Raw genomic sequence first — 20826 nt, 5'->3', positions numbered from 1 at the left:
GGGAGCGAGCTTGCTCGCGATAGCGGCGTATCAGTCAACATTGATGTTGAACATCAAGCCCCATCGCGAGCAAGCTCACTCCCACAGGTGATTTACCTGCTTGAGGCAGCCGTCAGCTCCGCGACCTCCTGTCGGGACAATTCGATCATCTTCGCGTTGCGCGCCGCCCTCTGCTCGAAAAGCTGAGTCAGTAATGCCGCATCGTCAGCGCTTTCAACTTCCTCCTGAACATCCATCTCATCCAGCGCCTTGAACACGTCAGGATGTTTTTCCTTGAGATAACTTTCCCAATAGTCGCGCTGGATCAAGTCTTCAAAGAAACCATCGGACTGCTCTGCGTTGACGATCTCGATGCGCGCGTCCGCCAGTTGTTGAGCGGTCACTCCCGAGGCATAGGTCATGTGTTTCGGTTGCCCTGGCAGCTCCAGGCCGTCCGCCCATCCTTGCGTCAGCCCGATTCGATAGCCTAAGCGTATTTCGGCCTCATCCTGCCCGGTTTGCGCGGCGATTTTCCTCGCAAGATCGTCGACCTTGTCCAGTCGAAACAGCTGCCGGGATAAATTCAGCAGTGCATGCCCCTTCACACTCGGGCGCCCGACAGGAATATCAAGCAAGGCGTTGTGGGTGAAGACTCTGCTTTCCAGCCCGCTGAACGTGAGGATTCGACCGTCGACACACGTGCCGTGGGTGCTGGAACTGGCAAACAGGATCTCCCGTAGTTCGGTATTGCTGGCGGCGGCTTCAATGACCGTCCAGACCCGCCGCGTCAGATCGGCGTTAGCCACCCTGAACTCCTGCGTATCCTGCAGTCGCGAAAGCAGGTGAAAGAACGCCGCATTGTCCGGTTCCGCCGCGAGTTGATTCCACATCCCGGTTTTACTGGCCACTTCCTCGGGAGGAAGATGGGTTAACCACGGTGTTTTTTGTTCGGTATCCGGCTCAGTCTCAGGCAGTTCCTCATCCGTATCGATGCCTTCACTGCTATCGTCGCCATCGCCGTTGGCGTCATCGATCAACTCGTCAAGATCGGCCCGCGAGATCCCCAGCACCCTGTCGTGGAAACCCGCTTCACGGTAATCCCTGAGTCGTTCAAGGCTCTCAAGCGACAGGTTGAAGTTGTCGCTCAAATCCGTACCGGCCGTCAAAACGTCATGGTCGCCACTCAGGGCCTGCTCGGGGATCGACGTGATGTCGTTGCCACTGAGATTGAGCGTGCCCAGGTGCTGGCTGTCGAACACCCCGTCCGGCCATTCGGTCAAATTATTGTTGCGCAGATCCAGCGTCTCCAATTGCTCGAAAACGCCGATATCAAAGGTATCCAGTTCGTTGTAGCTCAAGTCCAGCCAGCGCAGACGCTCCAGATTACTCAATGCGGTATACAGCAGCTCGGCATCGTCCATCCGGTTCGAGGACAACTCCAGACGCTCGAGCCTGTCCATGTCACAGACCGGCTCTGGAACGCCATCCAGCCCATTGCCATTGAGGTCCAGGGTTTTCAGGCGGGTAAAGGCCTTGAGGAACCCGTCGGAACCTTGCCGGGTAAGTTTTACGCTCGTCAGTTTCAACGTGCCGACATGCTCGAACGATGCCGGCACCTCAGGCAGGTCACCCAGTTGCAGACCGTTCAGATCCAGCACCGCATCAGCCACCGCGCCCGTGCTGCTCAGACCTTTTTGCCAGCATTCGACGATCCGCAAGGCAGCCTGCCTGCGAATGCTGGAAGATGTCATCCAGCCGTTTCCGCGAGATCCCCGGGTAAACAGCCAGCCATTCAATTGGCGCGTGAGCGTTTCATAGGTTTTCTCCCATTCGCCAATTTTCACGCTCGCAGCTTCGCTGCCCTGCATCTGTTCGATCATTTGCAAGGCGTCATCATCGGCGAGTGTCGGTTTCAGCCGTTGCAGGCGCTTTGTCAAAACCGCAACCCCTTCTCCCGCCGGGACTTCCGACAGCGGCAACAATTGACGTGCGATCGAACTGGCGCTTTCGAACGGAGGGAAATCCTGTGGCACCTGCTCCAGATCGAACCGTTCCAGCGCGCCGGCCGGAAGACCTTTGGCCATTTCCATTCGATGCCGGGCTGCGTTGCGCATGGCGACGGCTTGAGGGGTTAAAGGTGTGCCCGTGAGGTTGGCCTTGAGCAGCGTCTCATCCGCAAGCGGCTCCGGCAGCGCGTTGACCTTGCTATCCCGCAAGTCCAGCCAATACAGCTCTGGCAGCTCCTGTGCCCCGGTCGGCCATTCTTGCAGCGCCGTGCCACTTAGATTCAAGGACTTGAGGCGGGTCATTGCACTGACATCCAAGGTATTCAACGGGTTGTTGCTCAAGTCCAGGTATTGCAGTGCCTGCAATCCATCAAAAGCCTGCTGAACCCCGGCGTCGCCAACAATCCGGTTATTGGAAAAATCCAGATCAGTCAGTTTTTCAAGATCACCGGGCGCAAAGGGCACTTCGGTCAAACCGCTGCCACTCACGTCGAGTTTTTCAAGCCCGGGAAAACCGCGGACGAACTTGCGAGTCTGCTCGACGGGGGCACTATTACCCTTCAGATACAAGGTTCGTACTTCAGGGAAGGCACCGTCCGGCAATTCTGGAAACTCGCTCAACGCCAGGCTCGGCAGATCCAGTACCGAGGCATCGGCCGTCGAGCCGTAGCGTTTGAATGCGCCATTGCGCCAGCAGATTCTCAGGGCATCTGCCGTCCATGTACGTCCGATGATTTCGTTGGCCGCTGCAGGCATTCGCAGCGCGCGTTGGGACCAGTCCTCAAGATGCCGGTTGAGCTGATGATGCTGCTCACTCAATGCTTCGACGGCGTCGAATCTCGCCCCTGCGTCTTGCCACTGTTCGACAAATTGATTGAATAATCCCGCGGACGGGTCATTGATGCCTTCAGCAAGACGTTTCAACTCGCCCTTGCAGTAATCCCTGACCATTTCTTCCAGATCAACAAGGTGCCGGGGCTGACGCCTGAGATACTCATAGGCCTGCTTGAAGTTTGGGCGCGGCATGTTCGACCAATCCAGCGACAACCCGGACCAGAGTTTTTCATGCCCTTCGAAAATGCCTTCGGGGAATGTACTGATGGCTGTACCGGTGAGGTTCAGACGTTCAAGACGGGGCAGTTCCAGAACCCCGGTTGGCCACTGATCCATTGACGGCGCGATCACGTCGAGCAGACGCAGATTGCGCAGCCGGCTTACGTCCAACGGCACGGGAACGCCCCAGGTTGAATACACGCTGAGCTCCTCGAGCGCCGTCAACGCACCCAGTCTCGACGGCATGTCTGCGGCGAAGGGCGCGGCTGAATACAGGCTCAGCCCCCTGAGGTCCGGCATGCTGCTCAGCACTTGGGGCACGGTGCCGAAATCGTTGCCCGTGGCATTGATCCGCAGTCTTTTGAGCTTGGGAAAATTCGCCAACAACGCATCGACATTGGCGTCGGTGATGCTTCGCCCCCGGACATACAGATCACCCACATGGGAGAAGTCCGCCGACAGCGCAGGGATCGGGTCGTCACAGACCAACTCAAGCAATCTGTAGCGCGGATGCTCCCCGGCCAGCGGCGAATTACGCCAGGATTGCTTGAGACTCTGCGCGACCGAGGCCTTGCCTCCGAGCATCGACTCCAGGACAGAACCCGCTATCGGCTCGCCGACCCATTGATCGAGCGTCGCCTCGAGGGTCTCCCACTCGCGCATACGCTCCTGCAGGAGGCTATAAATCTGTGCATCGGTTTTACCCGTGCGCAGCTGCGCCAGGATAAACCCATTGGCCTGCTGATCCGTCAGCGCCGGATACACGTCCTGTACCCGCGACACCAGAGAAGGATTCAAACCTTGCCCGCGCCCGCTGGCGTAGTAGCCCACCCGACGCTCCGTTACGCGTACGGGCGGCTTGAACGCCTTGCCGTTACCGCTGCGCTGTTCCAGCATTTGCGACAATTGCGCCCGATGCTCGAAGGCCGAGTCGATGACAGCCTGCTTCAGATCGACGCTTTGGCCCACGTGTGGAACGCCCAATGCGCGACGGGATTCATCGGGCAATGCGTGCATGATCGAGGCGTAAAAGTTATCGCCGGTGGCGGGCACGCCATTGAGTGTCTCGCCACGCTCATCAAATGCCTGATAGGACGGGCCGTTTTTAACCACGTACTTACGGATTGTCGCGGCCTCGCTACCAATGCCGTCGATGAGCGGACCCTCGATGTGGCCGTCGCGAATCTCCAGCCGCACCTCGCCGGACCACCCCGGCATTTTTTCCAGGGCATGCAGTGCGAGCCACCGGCTGTCAGCGGACAGCGCGGATTCCATGCGCAGGCCAGTGAAAGCCCGGGCCTGACGCCCCTGTTGTGCATACCAACGGGCCTCCTCCAGCATTTTCAGGGGAACTCGACTCGTTGTTTTCAGGCGGGTGAGCTCTTCGGCATTGGCATCGAGCAGAACCCTGCGGGCTGCGGTATTACTCAGCCCCGGGCTGGCGCGTTGCAATTTTTCGAGCAGTGGTCCGCCAGTGCCGGGGTCGGCTTCGAACAACCGCAAGGCCTGCGCCAGCTCCGGTGGCGGCGCAAGATGATCCATGTGCATCTTGCGCAAGGCATTGTCCTCGACACCACAGGCCTCGGCGATGTCGAGCAGTTGCTCATCGGAAAAAGCCTCGGTGATATGGCCGATGCGCCGCAGCAGGGTCAGCCGATCCCAGGTCCGGGGACGCTCCAGCGCATGGCGCCAGGCGCCGTGCCCGTTGTGTTCGAGTATGGGTTGCCAGGCGCTGGTATCCGTCGGATGCCGAATGCGCCATTTCTTCAGCGAAGGGTCAAAGGTTGTTTCGTAGACCTTGCCACCCTGCCGAATGAAGGTTTTGCCATTTATCCGGTGCAGCCACGACGCATCAGGGACTGAATGGCGAGGCAGGATGAGGTTGCGTTCGTAACCGCTCAGGTCAGGTTTCCATAAGCGGGTTTTGCCGTCGTCGCGTTTGATGGATTGCAGGCGCTCGACCAGCGGTTCGGGTTTCACCGCCGTCAGCTTGGCCAAGCCTTTGCCCGCACCGACCATCACCGCGGCCAGCGCCAGATTCTCGGCCACATCGACCAAGTGCGCCTTGGCCGCCGTTCGATCCCCTTCACTCCACTCGATCGCCCCCTCAAACGACTCGTACAGCAGCTGACCCGCCATGACCGTCAGCATGATCTCCCCCAGTACCGGCACGAACATCGACACCATGTTCAGGCCCAGCATGCCTAATTCCAGCAGATGATTGAGCTTTTGCGCCCGCACTCGCGCATCGACGTCCGCCGTGGGCACCGCATGGCTGCGTGCGTCGGCGATGACTTTCTTGCGGTTTTGCTCGTAGAGATAAGTCCACAGATCACTGTTGGCGGACCAGATGCCCGCCACGCCCTCGCGAATCATCCCGAATGGATTGAGGTAAGGATCTTCGACCGGCTCACGTTTACCCGCAGGTTCTGGCGGCAGCTCTTTGATGCGGGCGACGGACGACAACGGGGGCACGTACTGGAGGACCTTCAACCAAAATGAATGCAAAGGACCAGTCGGAGAGTCGGCGGCCTTGCGGGTGAACTGGCTGAAGTAATAAGGGCGGTCGGCGTAGGCGACGAACTGGCTGAAAAAGCGCTGGTGGGCGGTCGGCCCACTGCCACTGGCGGGCAATGCGTCCTGGGCGGTGAACTGACGCTTGAATTCTTCACGCAGCTGCTCAGAGGTATAGCGTTTGAGCGGGTGCTCGGGATCGTGGGGAATGTAGACGATGTAGTCGTTGGTATAACGATATTGTTCACTGATGCTGAACACGACGCAGCCCGTCATCCTGCGCTTCATCAGGTTCAGGTCACGAAACCAGACTGGCCTGCTGCCTACACGGGGATGGACCTCGCCATTAACCACCGAAAGGATCATTGCGTAATCGTCGGGTTCGATGTCTTTTTTCAGCAGCGCCAATTCAGCGGCTGCTCTCATTGCCGCTTTCTGACTGGCAATGAATTGCTCGGACACTGTCGATTTCTTCTGCGCAGCCGTTGCCTGGAAAAACGCCTCGACACGGGTTTGATACTGCGCGCCGATATCCAGCTTGCGGCAGAGTGAGAGGAATTGCGTGACCGACATGTTGAGGGCAGTGACCTCGAACGTACCAGGCGTGGAAGTCTCGACTACAAAGCCCGAGCCGCGATGAAAGGCGCCCGCCTCGCATTCGGACGCTTCGAAGTTATGCAGTGCCGCCTGCAACAACGAAAGCTTCATCACCTCGAATGTGCTGATCTCGATTTCAAGATCGCTGACTTCCAGCGCTCGCCTCAGACACACCAGGGTTTTGTTGACGTCGACCTCGACCCCGAACTGATCCTTCAGCGCCTTTTGCAGTATCGGCTCGGCAAAGCTTTCGGCATCTGGCAGCGACGACATGGTTTTGTCGAGCAGGGTCTGGCAAACCAGGCTGTCGTTGAAACGGTCTTTCAGTGCCTGCTGTTGCTCGCGGGACGCTCGCGTGTACCAGTTCGGCGCGAGCGAGCCGCTGGCTTTTATGGCCGCCCGCCGCTGCGGCGTGGCATCGACCAACCAATCAGGCGTCAGCTGTTCAAGTAGTTCGCGGTGAATGCTGGTTTGGCCCGCAACCAGAGGTTGACGGGGCACAGAGGGGGGATGGGTAGACATTGTGTCGCTCCTGAAAAATGGAACGACAGAACATCATTTCAGTGAACCGTATCTGCGGTAGATAGTTATCGCATCGGCCCAGACTGATTTCAATATGCGTCGATTCGCAGGCCGGCCGCACCACTGGCCGGCAGATTGTCTATGCTCTGAGGACTTACTGACAGGCGAGGGATTTATGGACGATCCGGTCGACAACAAGCCGCCAACCTTCTGGCAGATGTTGCACAGTGTCATGGCGGCAGCGTTCGGAGTGCAGAGCAACAAGAACCGGGCGCGGGATTTTACCCACGGCAAGCCCAGTCATTTCGTGATCCTGGGGATTTTGTTCACCACGGTGTTTGCCCTGACGCTGTTTGGCATCGTCAAACTGGTGTTGCTGCTGGCAGGGATCTGAAACGGCTCAGTGCATCAGGATTTGCAGGCTGAACGGATAGCGGTAGGACGCTGGTCGCCCCTTCGCCGACAGCTTGTGGAAATCCACCCCGAAATTCCGTGCGCTGCCCAACGCCAGCAGTTGTTTGGCTTGCGCCCGGTTAATCGGTTGCAACAGCGGAAGTTGTCGGTCCCGACCGCCGTACTGACTGATGTCGACCCCTTGGTCATAGTCATGCAGTTCAACCAGTGCCCAGCCACCCAAGGTGAAATGCCCGCCCAGCAACACGCTCAGGCGGTTGTCGAGCAGCGCTTGCAATGCTGCGGGTGAATTGTTGATGGCGCCGAACAATGCATCCTTGCCCGGAACACCGCCCGATTCGACATACGCCTGCATGACGCCAAACGCCATTTCGTCGTTGGCCGCCCACACCAGTGAAGTCTGCGGATAACGCGTGAACAACAGTTTGGCTTGCTCATACGCGCGCTGACGTGTCCAGCCGCCATACACCAACTGACGCAAACGCACTTGCGGGTGTTCGGCCAGCGCCCGACGCATGCCCTTCTCACGCAACTGCGCCGACGGAGTGACCTTCAAACCGGAAAAAGCCAGCAGGTCAATCATCTGGCCCGGGGCCACCGGGGGATGCAACCGAATCAACTCCTTGAGCATCAGGTAGCCGCCCTCCTCATCGTTGGGCACCAGGCTGCCGATCCAGTCGGGATACTTGTCGGGTCGGGCGCCGAGCAGTTTTACCTGATCCACAGTCAAGGCATTGTTGACCAGAAACAACTTCACCCCGCTGCCTTGTGCCAGGCGCAGCACTTCGGGGGCAACGGATTGTTCGTTGACGAACACAAGGTAGTCGGGACGATTGTGTCCCTGGAGGGCTTCGCGCGCCTGCTTGATGATGTTTTCAGGCACCCGGTCGGAGTACTGGATCCGCAGGTCCATGCCCAGATCCCTGGCGGCGGCCTGCATGAACTGTGAGTAACTGACCCAAAAAGCTTCCTTGGTGGTTCCCGGGTTAAGGAACAGCACTGACGCCGCTTGAGCGCACGGTCCCGCGACCATGCCCAGCGCCAGTAATACACCACTTAGAAACTTCAACATGTGTCGTCCGAGCCCCCGGAAATTCGCCGCGCATTATAGCCAGCGAACGTCCGTAAAACGGCGACTTTTCCGGTTTTTGTCAGACAATCGTCGGAACCGGGCCCGGACGGGGTCGCTTACTGATGACTGACCCAGAATACCGCGGTCCCCACGACCAGAATGATCAGGAACAAAATGGCCCATGCATCAACGGTGCTATCGCTTTTCCGTGCTTTGGTTGGGTTGCTCATTGCATCGCCTCTTGTCGGTTTTATCGGTGATTGCATAAAGACTCGAGCAGAGTAAAGACGACGATTGCCCGCATCACAAACAGGGTCTTTGTAACAGCGCCCCTCATTAGTCGATTTGGTTCTTTACATATGCTCAAACATCACTTTTACGCATAACTGCAAACTGGTATCGTGCCCCGGCTCCGTAGGGAGTGCGCGGCCGTGCGCGCAGAATTGCCGAGGTATTATCGGACGCCAGCAAGCCAAAAAACGCCGCTGTTTCCGACCGGCCCAAGCCTGAGAACAGGACTTATATGTACGTATACGACGAATACGATCAGCGGATCATCGAGGACCGCGTCAAGCAGTTCCGTGATCAGACCCGACGCTATCTGGCAGGCGAGCTGAGCGAAGAAGAATTCCGCCCCCTGCGCCTGCAAAATGGCCTTTATATCCAGCGTTTCGCGCCTATGCTGCGAGTCGCCGTGCCTTACGGCCAACTGACTTCGCGCCAGATGCGAATGATGGCCAGGATTGCCCGCGACTACGACAAGGGCTATGCCCACATCAGTACCCGGCAGAACGTGCAGTTCAACTGGCCGGCCGTGGAAGACATTCCGGACATTCTCGCTGAACTGGCCACCGTGCAGATGCACGCGATCCAGACCAGCGGCAACTGCCTGCGCAACGTCACCACCGACCAGTTTGCCGGTGTCGCCGCCGACGAACTGATCGACCCGCGCCCATGGTGCGAGATCGTCCGCCAGTGGACCACGTTCCACCCGGAATTCGCCTACCTGCCGCGCAAATTCAAGATTGCCGTCAACGGTTCGACTTCCGACCGTGCCGCCATCGAAGTCCACGACATCGGCCTTGAGCCGGTGCACAACGCAGCCGGCGAACTGGGCTTCCGCGTGCTTGTCGGCGGTGGCCTGGGTCGTACGCCGGTGGTGGGTGCATTCATCAATGAATTCCTGCCGTGGCAAGACCTGTTGAGCTACCTCGACGCCATCCTGCGGGTCTACAACCGCTATGGCCGTCGCGACAACAAATACAAGGCGCGGATCAAGATCCTGGTCAAAGCGCTGACGCCTGAAGTCTTTGCGCAGAAAGTCGATGCGGAAATGGAGCACCTGCGCGGTGGCCAGACCACGCTGACCGAAGCCGAAGTGCAGCGCGTCGCCACACACTTCGTCGATCCGGACTACAAGGCGCTGGACAACCAGACCGCCGCCCTGGCCGAGCTCGACCAGCAGCACCCGGGCTTCGCCCGCTGGCGCGTGCGCAACACCCTGGCCCACAAGAAGCCGGGCTACGTGGCCGTGACCTTGTCCCTGAAGCCAACCGGCGTTGCACCGGGCGACATCACCGACAAACAGCTCGACGCCGTGGCCGACCTGGCCGACCGCTACAGCTTCGGTCAACTGCGCACCTCCCACGAGCAGAACATCATCCTGGCCGACGTCGAGCAGGAGAAGCTGTTCGCCCTGTGGGGCGAGTTGCGCGAGCAAGGTTTCGCCACGCCGAACATCGGTCTGCTGACCGACATCATCTGCTGCCCGGGCGGTGATTTCTGCTCCCTGGCCAACGCCAAGTCGATCCCGATCGCCGAATCGATCCAGCGCCGCTTCGACGACCTGGACTACCTGTTCGACATCGGCGAACTGGACCTGAACATCTCCGGTTGCATGAACGCCTGTGGTCACCACCACGTCGGCCACATCGGCATCCTGGGGGTGGACAAGAAAGGCGAAGAGTTCTATCAGGTTTCCCTCGGCGGCAGCGCCAGCCGTGACGCCAGCCTGGGCAAGATCCTCGGCCCGTCCTTTGCCCAGGAAGCCATGCCTGACGTGATCGAAAAGCTGATCGACGTGTACATCGAACAACGTACCGAAGACGAACGCTTCATCGACACCTATCAGCGTATTGGTATCGACCTCTTCAAGGAGCGTGTCTATGCAGCGAATCATTAAGAACAACGAGGTCGTCGACGAAACCTGGCACCTGCTGCCCAAGGACTTCAACATCGACGAGATCAGCAACTGCGACGACCTCATCGTGCCGTTGCAGCTGTGGCGCGAACATAGCCGCATGCTCCTGGCCCGCGATGGCGGCCTGGGCATCTGGCTGGACGCCGATGAAGAAGCCGAGGAAATCGGTGAAGACGTGGCGCAATTCCAGGTCATCGCCCTGAACTTCCCGGCATTCACCGATGGCCGCAACTACTCCAACGCCCGCCTGCTGCGTGACCGTTACGGTTTCAAGGGCGAATTGCGGGCCATTGGCGACGTGTTGCGTGACCAGTTGTTCTACATGCATCGCTGTGGTTTCGACGCGTTCGCCATTCGCGCTGACAAAGACCCGCACGAAGCCCTTGAAGGCCTCAAGGACTTCTCGGTGACCTACCAGGCCGCTGCCGACGAACCGCTGCCGCTGTTCCGTCGTCGCTGACCGTCACCCCTTGAACCCCGACCCGGGGTTCAAGGGGTTTTACCCTTCGCGCTAAAACACCGGATTATCCACCAGCGGAATCGGACGCCCCATGGCGACCCAGTCGCAGTACAGCCGGACTCGATCTTCCAGCAACACGAACAGCCTGAACGGATTGTCCGCATCGGCCGTCCGCGTTTCGACACAGTGCAGCAACCAGCCCCACAACTCTTCTGACGCATCCGCTTCCTGGAGCAAGCGCCACACACGCGCCTGCAGCGACCAATAACCGACCCGGAAATCCGCCGTCAGGCTCAATCCATCCATGACCCGGAGCAACGCACTGCCCGATGGCTTGACGGCCAATCGTTGCCAGATCTGTTGCCGCGCCTCGCGCACGCTTTCATCACCCTCCTCCAGCCAGGGCGTCGCACTGCCGTAATCGGCACCCGGCTCACTCAACCACAAATTGATACCGGTGCGCTCACGATGACTCACCAGGCGCAACAACGTGTCTTCATCCGTCAGCGGATTACCCCACAATTTCACCCGGTCCCGGGACACCGCCTGAATCAGTATCGAGTAGGGAACCCGACCGATCCGGTTGCCTCGCAAGTCGAGCGAGGTGAAGTACGGCTGATCGGCGATGCCTATCGGACAATGGCTGATTCCGGTGTTTCTCAGGTTCAACACACGCAGTTCATTCATCCCCAATACCACGGGCGGTACAGTCAACGGGTTGTCACTCAGATCCAGCATTTGCAAGCTCACCAGCTCACGAAACTGCGAAGCCGTGCGCTCCTGAAGCTGCAAAAAGGTGGAACTCAGGTTGAGCGTAGTGAGGTGGGGCATTTGCCGAATCGGTGGAGGCAACACACCTTCCAGCACGCCGTCTGCGTTGAGTTGCCGCAGGTCGACACGTTCCAGGTTCAGGGAACGCAGGTTCGGAAAACTTTCGAGAAAGACGCTCAGGCTCTCGCGCTCAACCAGGTGCAAGCCCCGCATCGATAGTTCGACGACCTCATTGAAGCGCACGTTTATCGTTGGCAACCTATGGTAGTCCTCGAAACCCAGATCCAGCCTGTAACCAGAGAACGTCTCACCGGACATGACTCTATTGATCTGGGGCGGGCATTTTTGCCAGATGCCCATCAGTTCGTCGCCCAATTCAATTCGCGTTTCACGCTCAAAGCCAATCACGGTTTGCAGAAGTTCGACATTGTGTGCCGCCACCTGCTCAGGGCTCATGCCTGCGGCGTCATCATCGTCCACCGCAAGAAAATCCACATCCATGTCATCGACATCCAGCACGGCCTGGTCGATCCACTGGCGCAGATCGGCATGCAACTGCTGCATCTCGAGAATCAGGCGATCCACCAGCGCTTGAGCGCCGTTACCCGCCATCAGGAGCAGCTCATCCGCCTGGGCATCGGTGAAATCCGGATACAGATTCTTGACCTGCAGTCGCATGATTTCATGGGTCAGCGCAGCGGCCTGTGGCGTATTCGGAAAGCCGCCGCCGCGCAACCCACTGGCTTCGAAGGGCAACCGCGAATCCATTCGATTCAAGCCGAGTATCAGCTCGGAGCGGGGCAAGGCATGTGTGCCAATACGCAGGCGCAACTGGCTGGCCGCGTCTGGGGAGCGCAGCGACATCGCCGCGCGTTCCTCCCCTGACAATAGATCGACCAGTGCGGTAAACAGATCCGAACCCTCGCCGTCGGTAGCCGCCATCGTGGAATACCGATAGCGATCACCGACCTTGATCAAGCGCCGGCAATCCGCCGAATCGGGCGGGCCGCAACGGTCCAGGACCCGGCCACTGATTGACCCGTCGTGCACTTCGATGCGTAAGTCTTTCGGCCAACCGGGCAGGCGTGGCAGGGAATGCAACGCCAGGACATCGGTTTCCGGATGGACGATCGAACGCAAGTACAGACCTTCATAAGCCCGGTTGAGTCGTGCATGTTGTTGATACTCCCGCGATTTGCTGTCCAGGCGCTTGAACAGTAGCAGCGCCTCGTCAGCATCGACGGGCCGATTGATGTCAACTCCCGAACGGTCGAGGATCTGCTCCACGGCGCTTTTCGGCAAACCTTGGTACTCACGCTGAAACAGGCGAACCCACTCCTGGTCCGAGTGCTGGAGCGCCTGATATCGGGCGTTGAACAATCCGGCCCGGGCTTGCGGGTCGGCGACGATTTCGAGTTCCTGATCGAGCTTGAAGCGTGTGATGGTGTCGGCGAGCAACGGCGTCGGCGGACGGCCAGTCTGCATCAGGCGCAGCATATCGTCGTCGACCGTACTGACCCGGGCGATCTGCGCCAATACCTCATCACTGAAGGCAGCAAGGGGGGTGCAGACGCCACGCATCAGCTCCACACGTGTCGACACCGGCGCCGGAGCCGATCCGGGTGCGGGCTCGGCCGGCGTTTCGGGATGCGGCTCGCTCCCGGGTTCCCGGGGTTCGTGCAACGTTCCGGCGATTTTTTCTTCGCCCTTGAGCGCCGCCACCGCCCCGGCCAGCGGGAGTGCATTGAGCAAGCCGAACACCGTGCGCGTCACGCCCTCGGAGCGCTGCTCCGGTGTTTTACCGTTGACGGCCTGATCGAGGCCATAACCGGCGTCGATCAGCCCGGCCAGTACCAGGACGCCCTCACCTCCCGGAATGAACAGTGCCAATGGCCCCAGCCGGTTGATCCACTGCACGAGCGGTTCCACCACCGCGCTCAGGTTGTCGCGATTGACTTGGGCATCGTCGCGGATGGTTTTGACGCTGGCCATGGAGGCCTGCTTCATGGTCAGCACCAATTGCGCGAACGGATCGGTGTCAGTCGGCGCACGCTCAAGGTCGATGTAGTCCTGCGGGTCCCAGAAACCGTCGTTGTTGAACAACCCTGCGTTCTTTTTCAGCCAGTGTTCCTTCGGGTAAACCGCCATACCCTCCAACGCCGTCGACACCCCCGCATGGAAGGTACCGTCTTCACGATCGTCCTCGGCAAAATGCGCGACCAGCGCTTGCCGTTTGGCGGCAACCCTGCCTTGGTCCACGATCCATTGGCGCAGGTGCCGGAAGTCGGCGAATTCATGCAAGGGTGAGGAGTTGCCGGGAATGTTCAGCAAGACCCGGCCGCTGTGACGGTGGCGATAACACCAGATATCGTCCGATGTATAGCGATAGATCGTCAGCCGACCGACCTCGATCGGCGCACTGATGCGGGTGGGCGCCTGCACCTGGCCGATGGTCAACGCATTCCAGGTCTGCTGCGCTGGCAACCCGGCGGCCTGCATGGCCAAGACCAGGCCTTCCTGACTCAAACTGCCCTCCTGATGTTGCAGGCAGGCGCTCATGATAAAGGCGGCCTTGGCCGAGGTTCTCAGGTCGTACGGCGCCGCCTGGACGATACGCTTATCGGAGGGCCACGCGCGATCAAGGTAAGCCTGATAGCGGGTTTGCAGATCCAGCTCCCACACCCACTGTTTGAACGCCGCTGGCCTCAGGGCAATTTGCGTTGCCGGTCCATAGACCTGGGGCGTGGTCTGGCGATAGATACCTTCGTAGGTGTGGTGATTGCCATTGCCGTGATCGGCGAATTCATCGACATGCTCCACGATGCGAACGGACGGACCGACATCGGGCGGTGTGTACAAGCCAAATGCGCTTTCGGCAAAACGCCCGTCACCGACGGTCTGGTAGTTCGCCAGCAACGCCTGCACCAGGGTTTGCGTGTTTGCCACCTGGCCTTGCTCGATACCGTCCTGCGGTGGGTGCCCGCGATAGCGGTAATCCAGGGTGACCAACAGGGCCTTTTGCGGGTCGATGTCTTGCCCCCATTTTGCCTTGATCAACTGGGCACCGAACTGCTCGGGAGACTGCGGCAAAGCCGCGCCCACCACAGACTTCAGTGTTTCGCGCAGCGGTGCAAGATCGGGATGAAGCGGTGTCTGATGGTCATTCATATGCGTTCCATGGCAATTATTCCGGAACACCAACATAACCAACCGCCGCATTACCGAAAGCAGGAACGGTCGCCTGCTGCCTACAGAGATTTCGCCGGGTCGTGGAGGACATCAGGCAAGTATTCGCAGGCAAAAAAAAACCGGGGCTAATGCCCCGGCTGGATGTTTTGCAATATCTCCTGCCCCGTTACCAGAAGCGTTGCTGGGTCAAACGGCTCCACCAGCTCAGCAGCACACGATCGACCGAGCCGCTGGCGGCCATGCCAATGCGCTCTTGCAGGCTTTTGCGCTCGGCATAGTGCAGGTGATAAAGCTCGGACTGCCTGGCGCGTTCGGCGAGGTACTCGTCGCTGGTCTTGAGTTCGTCGACCAGGTGTTTTTCCAGCGCCGCCACGCCGAGCCAGATTTCGCCGGTGGCCACTTCATCGATCGCCAGTTGCGGGCGATAGCGCGACACGAAGTTCTTGAACAGTTGATGGGTGATGTCCAGGTCTTGCTGGAACTTCTCCCGGCCCTTCTCGGTGTTTTCGCCAAACACGGTCAGTGTGCGTTTGTACTCACCGGCGGTCAGCACTTCGAAGTCGATGTCGTGCTTTTTCAGCAAACGGTTGATGTTGGGTAACTGCGCCACCACGCCAATCGAGCCGAGGATCGCGAAGGGTGCGCTGATGATCTTCTGGCCGATGCACGCCATCATGTAGCCACCGCTGGCCGCGACCTTGTCGATACACACGGTCAAGGGCACGCCGGCCTCACGGATACGCGCCAGTTGCGAGGAGGCCAGGCCGTAGCTGTGAACCATGCCACCGCCGCTTTCCAGGCGCAGCACCACTTCGTCCTTCGGTGTGGCCAGGGTCAGCAAGGCAGTGATTTCGTGGCGCAGGCTTTCGGTGGCCGAAGCCTTGATATCGCCATTGAAATCGAGCACGAACACCCGGGGCTTGGCCTCGGGTTTTTTCTTCTGTTTCTTGTCGGTTTTAGCCTGGGTCTTGCGCAAGGCCTTGAGCTGATCCTTGTCGAGCAACGTCTGCTCCAGGCGTTCGCGCAGCCCTTTGTAGAAATCATTGAGTTTGCTGACCTGCAACTGGCCCGACGACTTGCGCCGCCCCTTGCTGCGCAAGGCCGCAAAACTGGCCAGGACCACCAGAATGGCGATCACCAGGGTCACGGTCTTGGCCAGAAAAATGGCGTACTCGGAAAAAAACTCCACAGGGACTCCTCAAACGATGCGCGACTTGAACGCGCGCGGGATACCTCCAGCATACCCATGCACCGACCTTGCTACCAGCCGTGAAAGCTCTGGTAACAGGCCTGTAACGGGCATTTCAAACAAGCGTATGTTTTTTCATTGACAGCACACCGCCATCCTCATAACCTCGCCAAACCTTCAACGTACCGGGAAGACGCGGACGTGGGCAGTATCTATTTGATTCGACATGGCCAGGCCTCCTTCGGTGCAGACGACTACGACGTGCTGTCGCCGACCGGTATTCGTCAGGCTGAAATCCTGGGTCGGCACTTGGCCGAACTCGGGATCAGCTTCGACCGCTGCCTGGCGGGGGATCTGCGCCGCCAGCAGCACACGGCCAACAGCGCGCTGGAACAATTCGCCGCGGCAGGCCTGCCGGTGCCGGTGCTGGAAACCGACTCCGCCTTCAATGAGTTCGACGCCGATGCAGTGATCCGCGCGCTGTTGCCGGCCATGCTGCCGGACGAACCCGAGGCCCTGGACATCCTGCGCAACGCCGCGCAAAACCGTGGTGAGTTCCAGCGTATCTTCGCCCTGATCATCGAGCGCTGGTTGGCCGGCACCTACGACACACCGGGCCTGGAGAGCTGGCTGGGGTTTGTCGAACGGGTGAGGGCCGGTCTGCATCGCATTCTCGACCAGGCCGACAACACCCAGAAAATCGCCGTGTTCACGTCCGGCGGCACCATCACCGCCCTGCTCCACCTGATTACGCAAATGCCTGCCCGGCAGGCCTTTGAATTGAACTGGCAAATCGTCAACACCTCGCTCAACCAGCTTAAGTTTCGTGGTCGCGAGGTGTCCCTGGCTTCCTTCAACAGTCATGTGCACCTGCAACTGTTGACGGCCCCGGAACTCATCACGTTTCGCTGAGTCCGGATTATTGTGACCCTGGCTGTAATCACCCAGCTCTTATTACCCAAGAAAGGATCGAACCATGACCTCCGTAGCTGATGCCGTACAAGCAATGAAAGCCAAGTTCAACCCAGCCGCTGCCGCCGGTCTGGACCTGGTCTTCGGTTTCCGCATCGACGACACCAAGAACTTCTCGCTGATCGTCAAGGACAGCACCTGCGAGCTGCAGGAAGGCGAGAACCCGGACGCCCAGGTGACCCTGGTGATGGACGGCGAAACCCTGCAAGGCATCGTCGACGGTTCGACTGACGGCATGCAAGCGTTCATGGGCGGCAAACTGCGCGCTGAAGGCGACATGATGCTGGCGATGAAACTGTCCGAGCTGTTCCCGTCGTAAGCACCTGGTTCCCGAACTTCGGGAGCGTGCCTGCTGCAAACGAATCCCGCCCTTAGTGGCGGGATTCGTCGTTTTCGCTGGTCCTGTGGCGAGGGGGCTCGCCCCCGTTCGACTGCGAAGCAGTTGCACAACCAGAGATTTCGACTTGTCGGAAGGACGTCAAGGGCCGCTTCGCGCCCCAACGGGGGCAAGCCCCCTCGCCACAGGTCAGGTGGTGCTCTTACAATGCGGGCACTTACACCACCGGCCACCCCATGGACATCGACCTCGCCCGCACCTTCCTCGAAATCGTTCGCCATGGCAGCCTGGCCGCGGCTGCCGAGAAACTCCATGTCACCCAGACCGCGATCACCGCACGGGTGCAAAAACTCGAGAGCCAACTGGGCAGCACCCTGTTCGTGCGCAATCGTGCCGGCGCCCGTCTGACGCCCAATGGCGAAGCGTTCGTGGTGTACGCCAATCAGCTGGTGCAAACCTGGGAAGCCGCGCGGCGTGATTTGCCGTTGCCCGAAGGTTATCGCGATGTGCTGCACATCGGTGGCGAGGTGAGTCTGTGCAACCCGTTGATGCTCGGCTGGGCCGGTGAAATTCGCAAGAACATCCCCAGCCATGCCCTGCGCATGGAAATCCGCGACGGCGAAAACCTGCTGCGCCAACTGGAGTTGGGCGTTCTGGATGCCGCGCTGGTGTATCAGCCCGAATATTGGCCGCGCCTGCAGGTCGAGCAGATTCTCGAAGAAAAACTGATTCTCGTGCGCCTGGCCGACAAGCCCGATCCTTATGTGTACATCGATTGGGGCGCTGATTTTCGACGCCAGCACGACGCCGCGTTGCCGGAGAAGGCCAAGGCTGCGCTGAGTTTCAATCTGGGCCCGCTGGGCTTGCAGTATCTTCTCGAAAACGGCGGCAGTGGCTACTTCCGCACCCGCGTCGTGCAGAGTTATCTGCAAAGCGGCGCCCTGGAACGGGTGCCCAAGGCGCCGGAATTCAACTATCCGACCTATCTGGTCTACTCGCGCGATCGTGACTCGCCGACGCTGCAACACGCCTTCGACCTGCTGCGCAAAGTCATCGACTCCGACGAAGACTGGTCGCAGCGATGGGATCCACTGACCTGAGACCGGTTTGCACCGGATCATGGCCGTTGTGTCCTTAAGGTTCGGTCCGTCAAATCACCGGGATCGGCTAATCTGAAAGAGATAACAAAAACGACAGGTGATTGCAGTGAGGCAGACCACCGAAGGATTCCGCGGCCGTTACCGCGCCGACATTCATCCGCTCTACAACCCCTGGCTGCATGGCACGTTTGTCCTGGTGTTCGGGGCACTGGCGATCAGCGTCTTCTGGAGCAACGTACATCAGGTGCGGCCAGCGGAATGGCTGGCGGTGCCCGTCACGCTGCTGTTGTTCAACCTCGGTGTGTACATGGTGCATCGCCACCTGGGGCATCATAAAAAGAGCTTCGCCCGGCTGTTTTACGCCCGTCACGCAGGCGACCACCACAGCTTTTTCACCCCCGGCCACATGACCTACGACAGCGCCCGCGACTGGCGGGTGATTCTGTTTCCGGCGTGGCTGATCGTGCTGCACACCCTCGCCGTCGCCCTGCCCCTCTGGTGGCTGCTCAAGCACATCAATACCAACGTCGCCGGATTGGTCGGCGGCCTTCTTGTCCTCGGCTACCTGACTTATGAAGTGTTTCATGCCTGCGAGCATCTGCCGTCGCGCAACCCGCTCACACGGCTGCCGTGGATCCGCCAGATGCGCCGGCTGCACGAACTGCACCACCGCCGTGAACTGATGCAGGCGCGTAATTTCAACATCGTTTTCCCGCTGATGGACTACCTGTTCGGCACCCTCTATTGGGAGCCGGAACCTGAGCCGCTCAACCCGACGAGAACCCCCATGACCCGCATGCAGCATCAGGTTGTCATTGCCGGAAACCCGATCCAGGTACTTGCCTACGCCAGCACCGTGACCCTTTGGCCGCAATGGCATCCGTCGTCGCTGCGCATCGACGGGCCAAAAGGCCCGCTGCATGCCGGCGCACGTTTCGAGGAAGACATCCGTGCCGGCGGGCGCGACGGGCACTTGCGCTGGGAGGTGGCGGAGTACCTGCCCGGGCGGCGCTGGAGCGCCGAGGCCCGGGGTGACCACGGCCTGTCGCTGGTGGTGACCTATGAATGCGATGCCACAGGCGAAGACACACGTTTCGTCCGCACCCTGGAATATCAGTTCAGCGGCCTGGCAATGCGCATTGCCAACCGCTTGTTGCTCAAGCGGCGCATAGACCGGGAATCGGCGGCGTCGATGCTGGCATTGCGCGACATGGCACAGAAGTATCTGGCCGCGACAGGAGTCGGCGTGTGAGCAGAACCTTCAAATGTCTGTTGCTGGTCATCGTCGTCATCGGCGCCTTCCTGCTGCTGATGCCCACCAAGGTGCGGCCGGTGGCCTGGACACCACAAGCCGCGCCGTCCCTCACCAGCGGAATCTACGCCGACAATCAGCGGCTCAAAGAGGTGGAGCGCGTCGGCGCCGCCAATATCGACGGGCCGGAAGCCTTGTTGCTGGAAAACGACACGCTCATCACCGGCCTGCACGACGGGCGCCTGATCCGTACGAGCCTGGACGGCAAGACCACCAGTATCCTGACCGATACCGGTGGCCGGCCACTGGGCCTGGCCCGGCATCCCAATGGCCTGCTGGTGATCGCCGATGCCGTCAAAGGCTTGTTGTCCCTCGACGCCCAGGGACGCCTGGTGGCCTTGACCACAGAGGCCGACGGCGTTCCCTTCGGTTTTACCGACGACGTGGCCATCGACAAACCCGGTCACTACGCTTATTTCAGCGATGCTTCGAGCCGCTTCGGCTATGGCCACGACGGTGAGGCCGTGATCGAACACGGCGGCGACGGTCGACTGCTGCGCTACGACTTCCAGACCGGCAAAACCTCGGTTGTGCTGGATAAGCTGGAGTTTGCCAACGGCGTGACCCTGGGACCGGACGATGCCTATGTACTGGTCAATGAAACCGGCGCCTACCGCATCACTCGTTATTGGCTCAGCGGTCCGAAGGCCGGCACCCACGACCTGTTTATCGACAACCTGCCAGGGCTGCCGGACAACCTGTCGTTCAATGGCCACGACCGGTTCTGGGTGGCGCTGTATGCCCCCCGAAACCCCTTGCTCGATGCCACGGCGGCGCATCCGTTCGTGCGCAAGATGATCGTGCGGGCCATGACCGTCTTGCCCAAGCCCGTGGAAAAACACGGATTTGCCCTGGGCCTGGACCTTGATGGCAAAGTGATCGCCAACCTGCAGGACGGCAGCAGCGACAATTACTCCCCCATCACCACCGTGCGCGAGTATGGGGCCTGGTTGTATTTCGGTTCGCTGAAAGCCCGGAACATGGTGCGATTGCCGCTAAGCAAGGCATTGCAATGAACAGCCCCCTTCCTGAACTCACCGAAGCCCCCCTGTAGGAGCGAGCCTGAACTGGTCAAGTAATCCCGGACACCGGTTACGGTGTTTATGCCGCTTTTTGCTCCATGGCTATTGGCGACAGAT

Annotated in this window: 12 protein-coding genes; 8 read left to right on the top strand and 4 right to left on the bottom strand. The window is 59.7% G+C overall.

All coding sequences use genetic code 11. The features are described from left to right. Positions 1-92: 92 nt before the first annotated feature. Positions 93-6671: an NEL-type E3 ubiquitin ligase domain-containing protein gene (locus AC1Q6Y_RS23660; RefSeq protein WP_492625270.1), complete on the bottom strand. Its 6579-nt coding sequence runs from the start codon at positions 6669-6671 to the stop codon at positions 93-95. A 175-nt stretch (positions 6672-6846) separates the two neighbouring features. Here AC1Q6Y_RS23660 and AC1Q6Y_RS23655 point away from each other — a divergent pair, with 175 nt between their 5' ends. After that, positions 6847-7065, top strand: coding sequence for a DUF2970 domain-containing protein (locus tag AC1Q6Y_RS23655; RefSeq protein ID WP_057714552.1), 219 nt, complete (start codon positions 6847-6849; stop codon positions 7063-7065). Positions 7066-7071: 6 nt separating this feature from the next. On the opposite strand, the gene AC1Q6Y_RS23650 is transcribed toward AC1Q6Y_RS23655, so the two are convergent. Further along, a complete protein-coding gene (locus tag AC1Q6Y_RS23650) occupies positions 7072-8157 on the bottom strand; it encodes an ABC transporter substrate-binding protein (RefSeq protein WP_090455657.1) in 1086 nt (361 codons plus the stop codon). A gap of 523 nt (positions 8158-8680) precedes the next feature. On the opposite strand from AC1Q6Y_RS23650, the gene AC1Q6Y_RS23645 reads away from it, so the two are divergent. Further along, the gene (locus tag AC1Q6Y_RS23645; protein ID WP_492625269.1) at positions 8681-10339 is read left to right on the top strand and encodes a nitrite/sulfite reductase; all 1659 of its coding nucleotides are present in this window, start codon (positions 8681-8683) and stop codon (positions 10337-10339) included. Continuing rightward, positions 10323-10817, top strand: coding sequence for a DUF934 domain-containing protein (locus tag AC1Q6Y_RS23640; protein WP_057714377.1), 495 nt, complete (start codon positions 10323-10325; stop codon positions 10815-10817). Before AC1Q6Y_RS23645 ends, AC1Q6Y_RS23640 begins: the two co-directional genes overlap by 17 nt. 51 nt (positions 10818-10868) lie before the next feature. Here AC1Q6Y_RS23640 and AC1Q6Y_RS23635 read toward each other — a convergent pair whose 3' ends face one another. Further along, complete coding sequence (locus AC1Q6Y_RS23635) at positions 10869-14756, bottom strand: dermonecrotic toxin domain-containing protein (protein WP_492625268.1); 3888 nt, start codon at positions 14754-14756, stop codon at positions 10869-10871. A 187-nt stretch (positions 14757-14943) separates the two neighbouring features. Beyond that, positions 14944-15966 carry a protease SohB gene (sohB, locus tag AC1Q6Y_RS23630; protein ID WP_090455662.1) on the bottom strand — a complete coding sequence of 341 codons (1023 nt, stop codon included), beginning with the start codon at positions 15964-15966 and terminating at the stop codon, positions 14944-14946. Between the two features lie 201 nt (positions 15967-16167). On the opposite strand from sohB, the gene AC1Q6Y_RS23625 reads away from it, so the two are divergent. The 5 genes from AC1Q6Y_RS23625 (at position 16168) to AC1Q6Y_RS23605 (ending at position 20703) form a co-directional block, all read left to right on the top strand. Next, positions 16168-16878 carry a histidine phosphatase family protein gene (locus AC1Q6Y_RS23625; protein ID WP_492625267.1) on the top strand — a complete coding sequence of 237 codons (711 nt, stop codon included), beginning with the start codon at positions 16168-16170 and terminating at the stop codon, positions 16876-16878. A 64-nt stretch (positions 16879-16942) separates the two neighbouring features. Beyond that, positions 16943-17257, top strand: a complete 315-nt coding sequence (locus tag AC1Q6Y_RS23620; protein ID WP_007946492.1) for an SCP2 sterol-binding domain-containing protein — start codon at positions 16943-16945, stop codon at positions 17255-17257. 254 nt (positions 17258-17511) lie between these two features. Continuing rightward, positions 17512-18375 (top strand): LysR family transcriptional regulator, encoded by an 864-nt coding sequence (locus AC1Q6Y_RS23615; protein WP_223501988.1) that lies wholly within the window; start codon positions 17512-17514, stop codon positions 18373-18375. A 106-nt stretch (positions 18376-18481) separates the two neighbouring features. After that, a complete protein-coding gene (locus AC1Q6Y_RS23610) occupies positions 18482-19627 on the top strand; it encodes a sterol desaturase/SRPBCC family protein (protein WP_492625266.1) in 1146 nt (381 codons plus the stop codon). Beyond that, positions 19624-20703 carry an SMP-30/gluconolactonase/LRE family protein gene (locus AC1Q6Y_RS23605; RefSeq protein WP_492625265.1) on the top strand — a complete coding sequence of 360 codons (1080 nt, stop codon included), beginning with the start codon at positions 19624-19626 and terminating at the stop codon, positions 20701-20703. The genes AC1Q6Y_RS23610 and AC1Q6Y_RS23605 overlap by 4 nt, the downstream gene beginning before the upstream one ends. Positions 20704-20826 lie beyond the last annotated feature (123 nt).

The sequence above is a fragment of the Pseudomonas sp. GW823-FHT06E10 genome, from assembly GCF_058794995.1.
The sequence above is the reverse complement of the archived record's forward strand: the minus strand, read 5'-3'. Positions and strand labels throughout refer to the sequence as shown.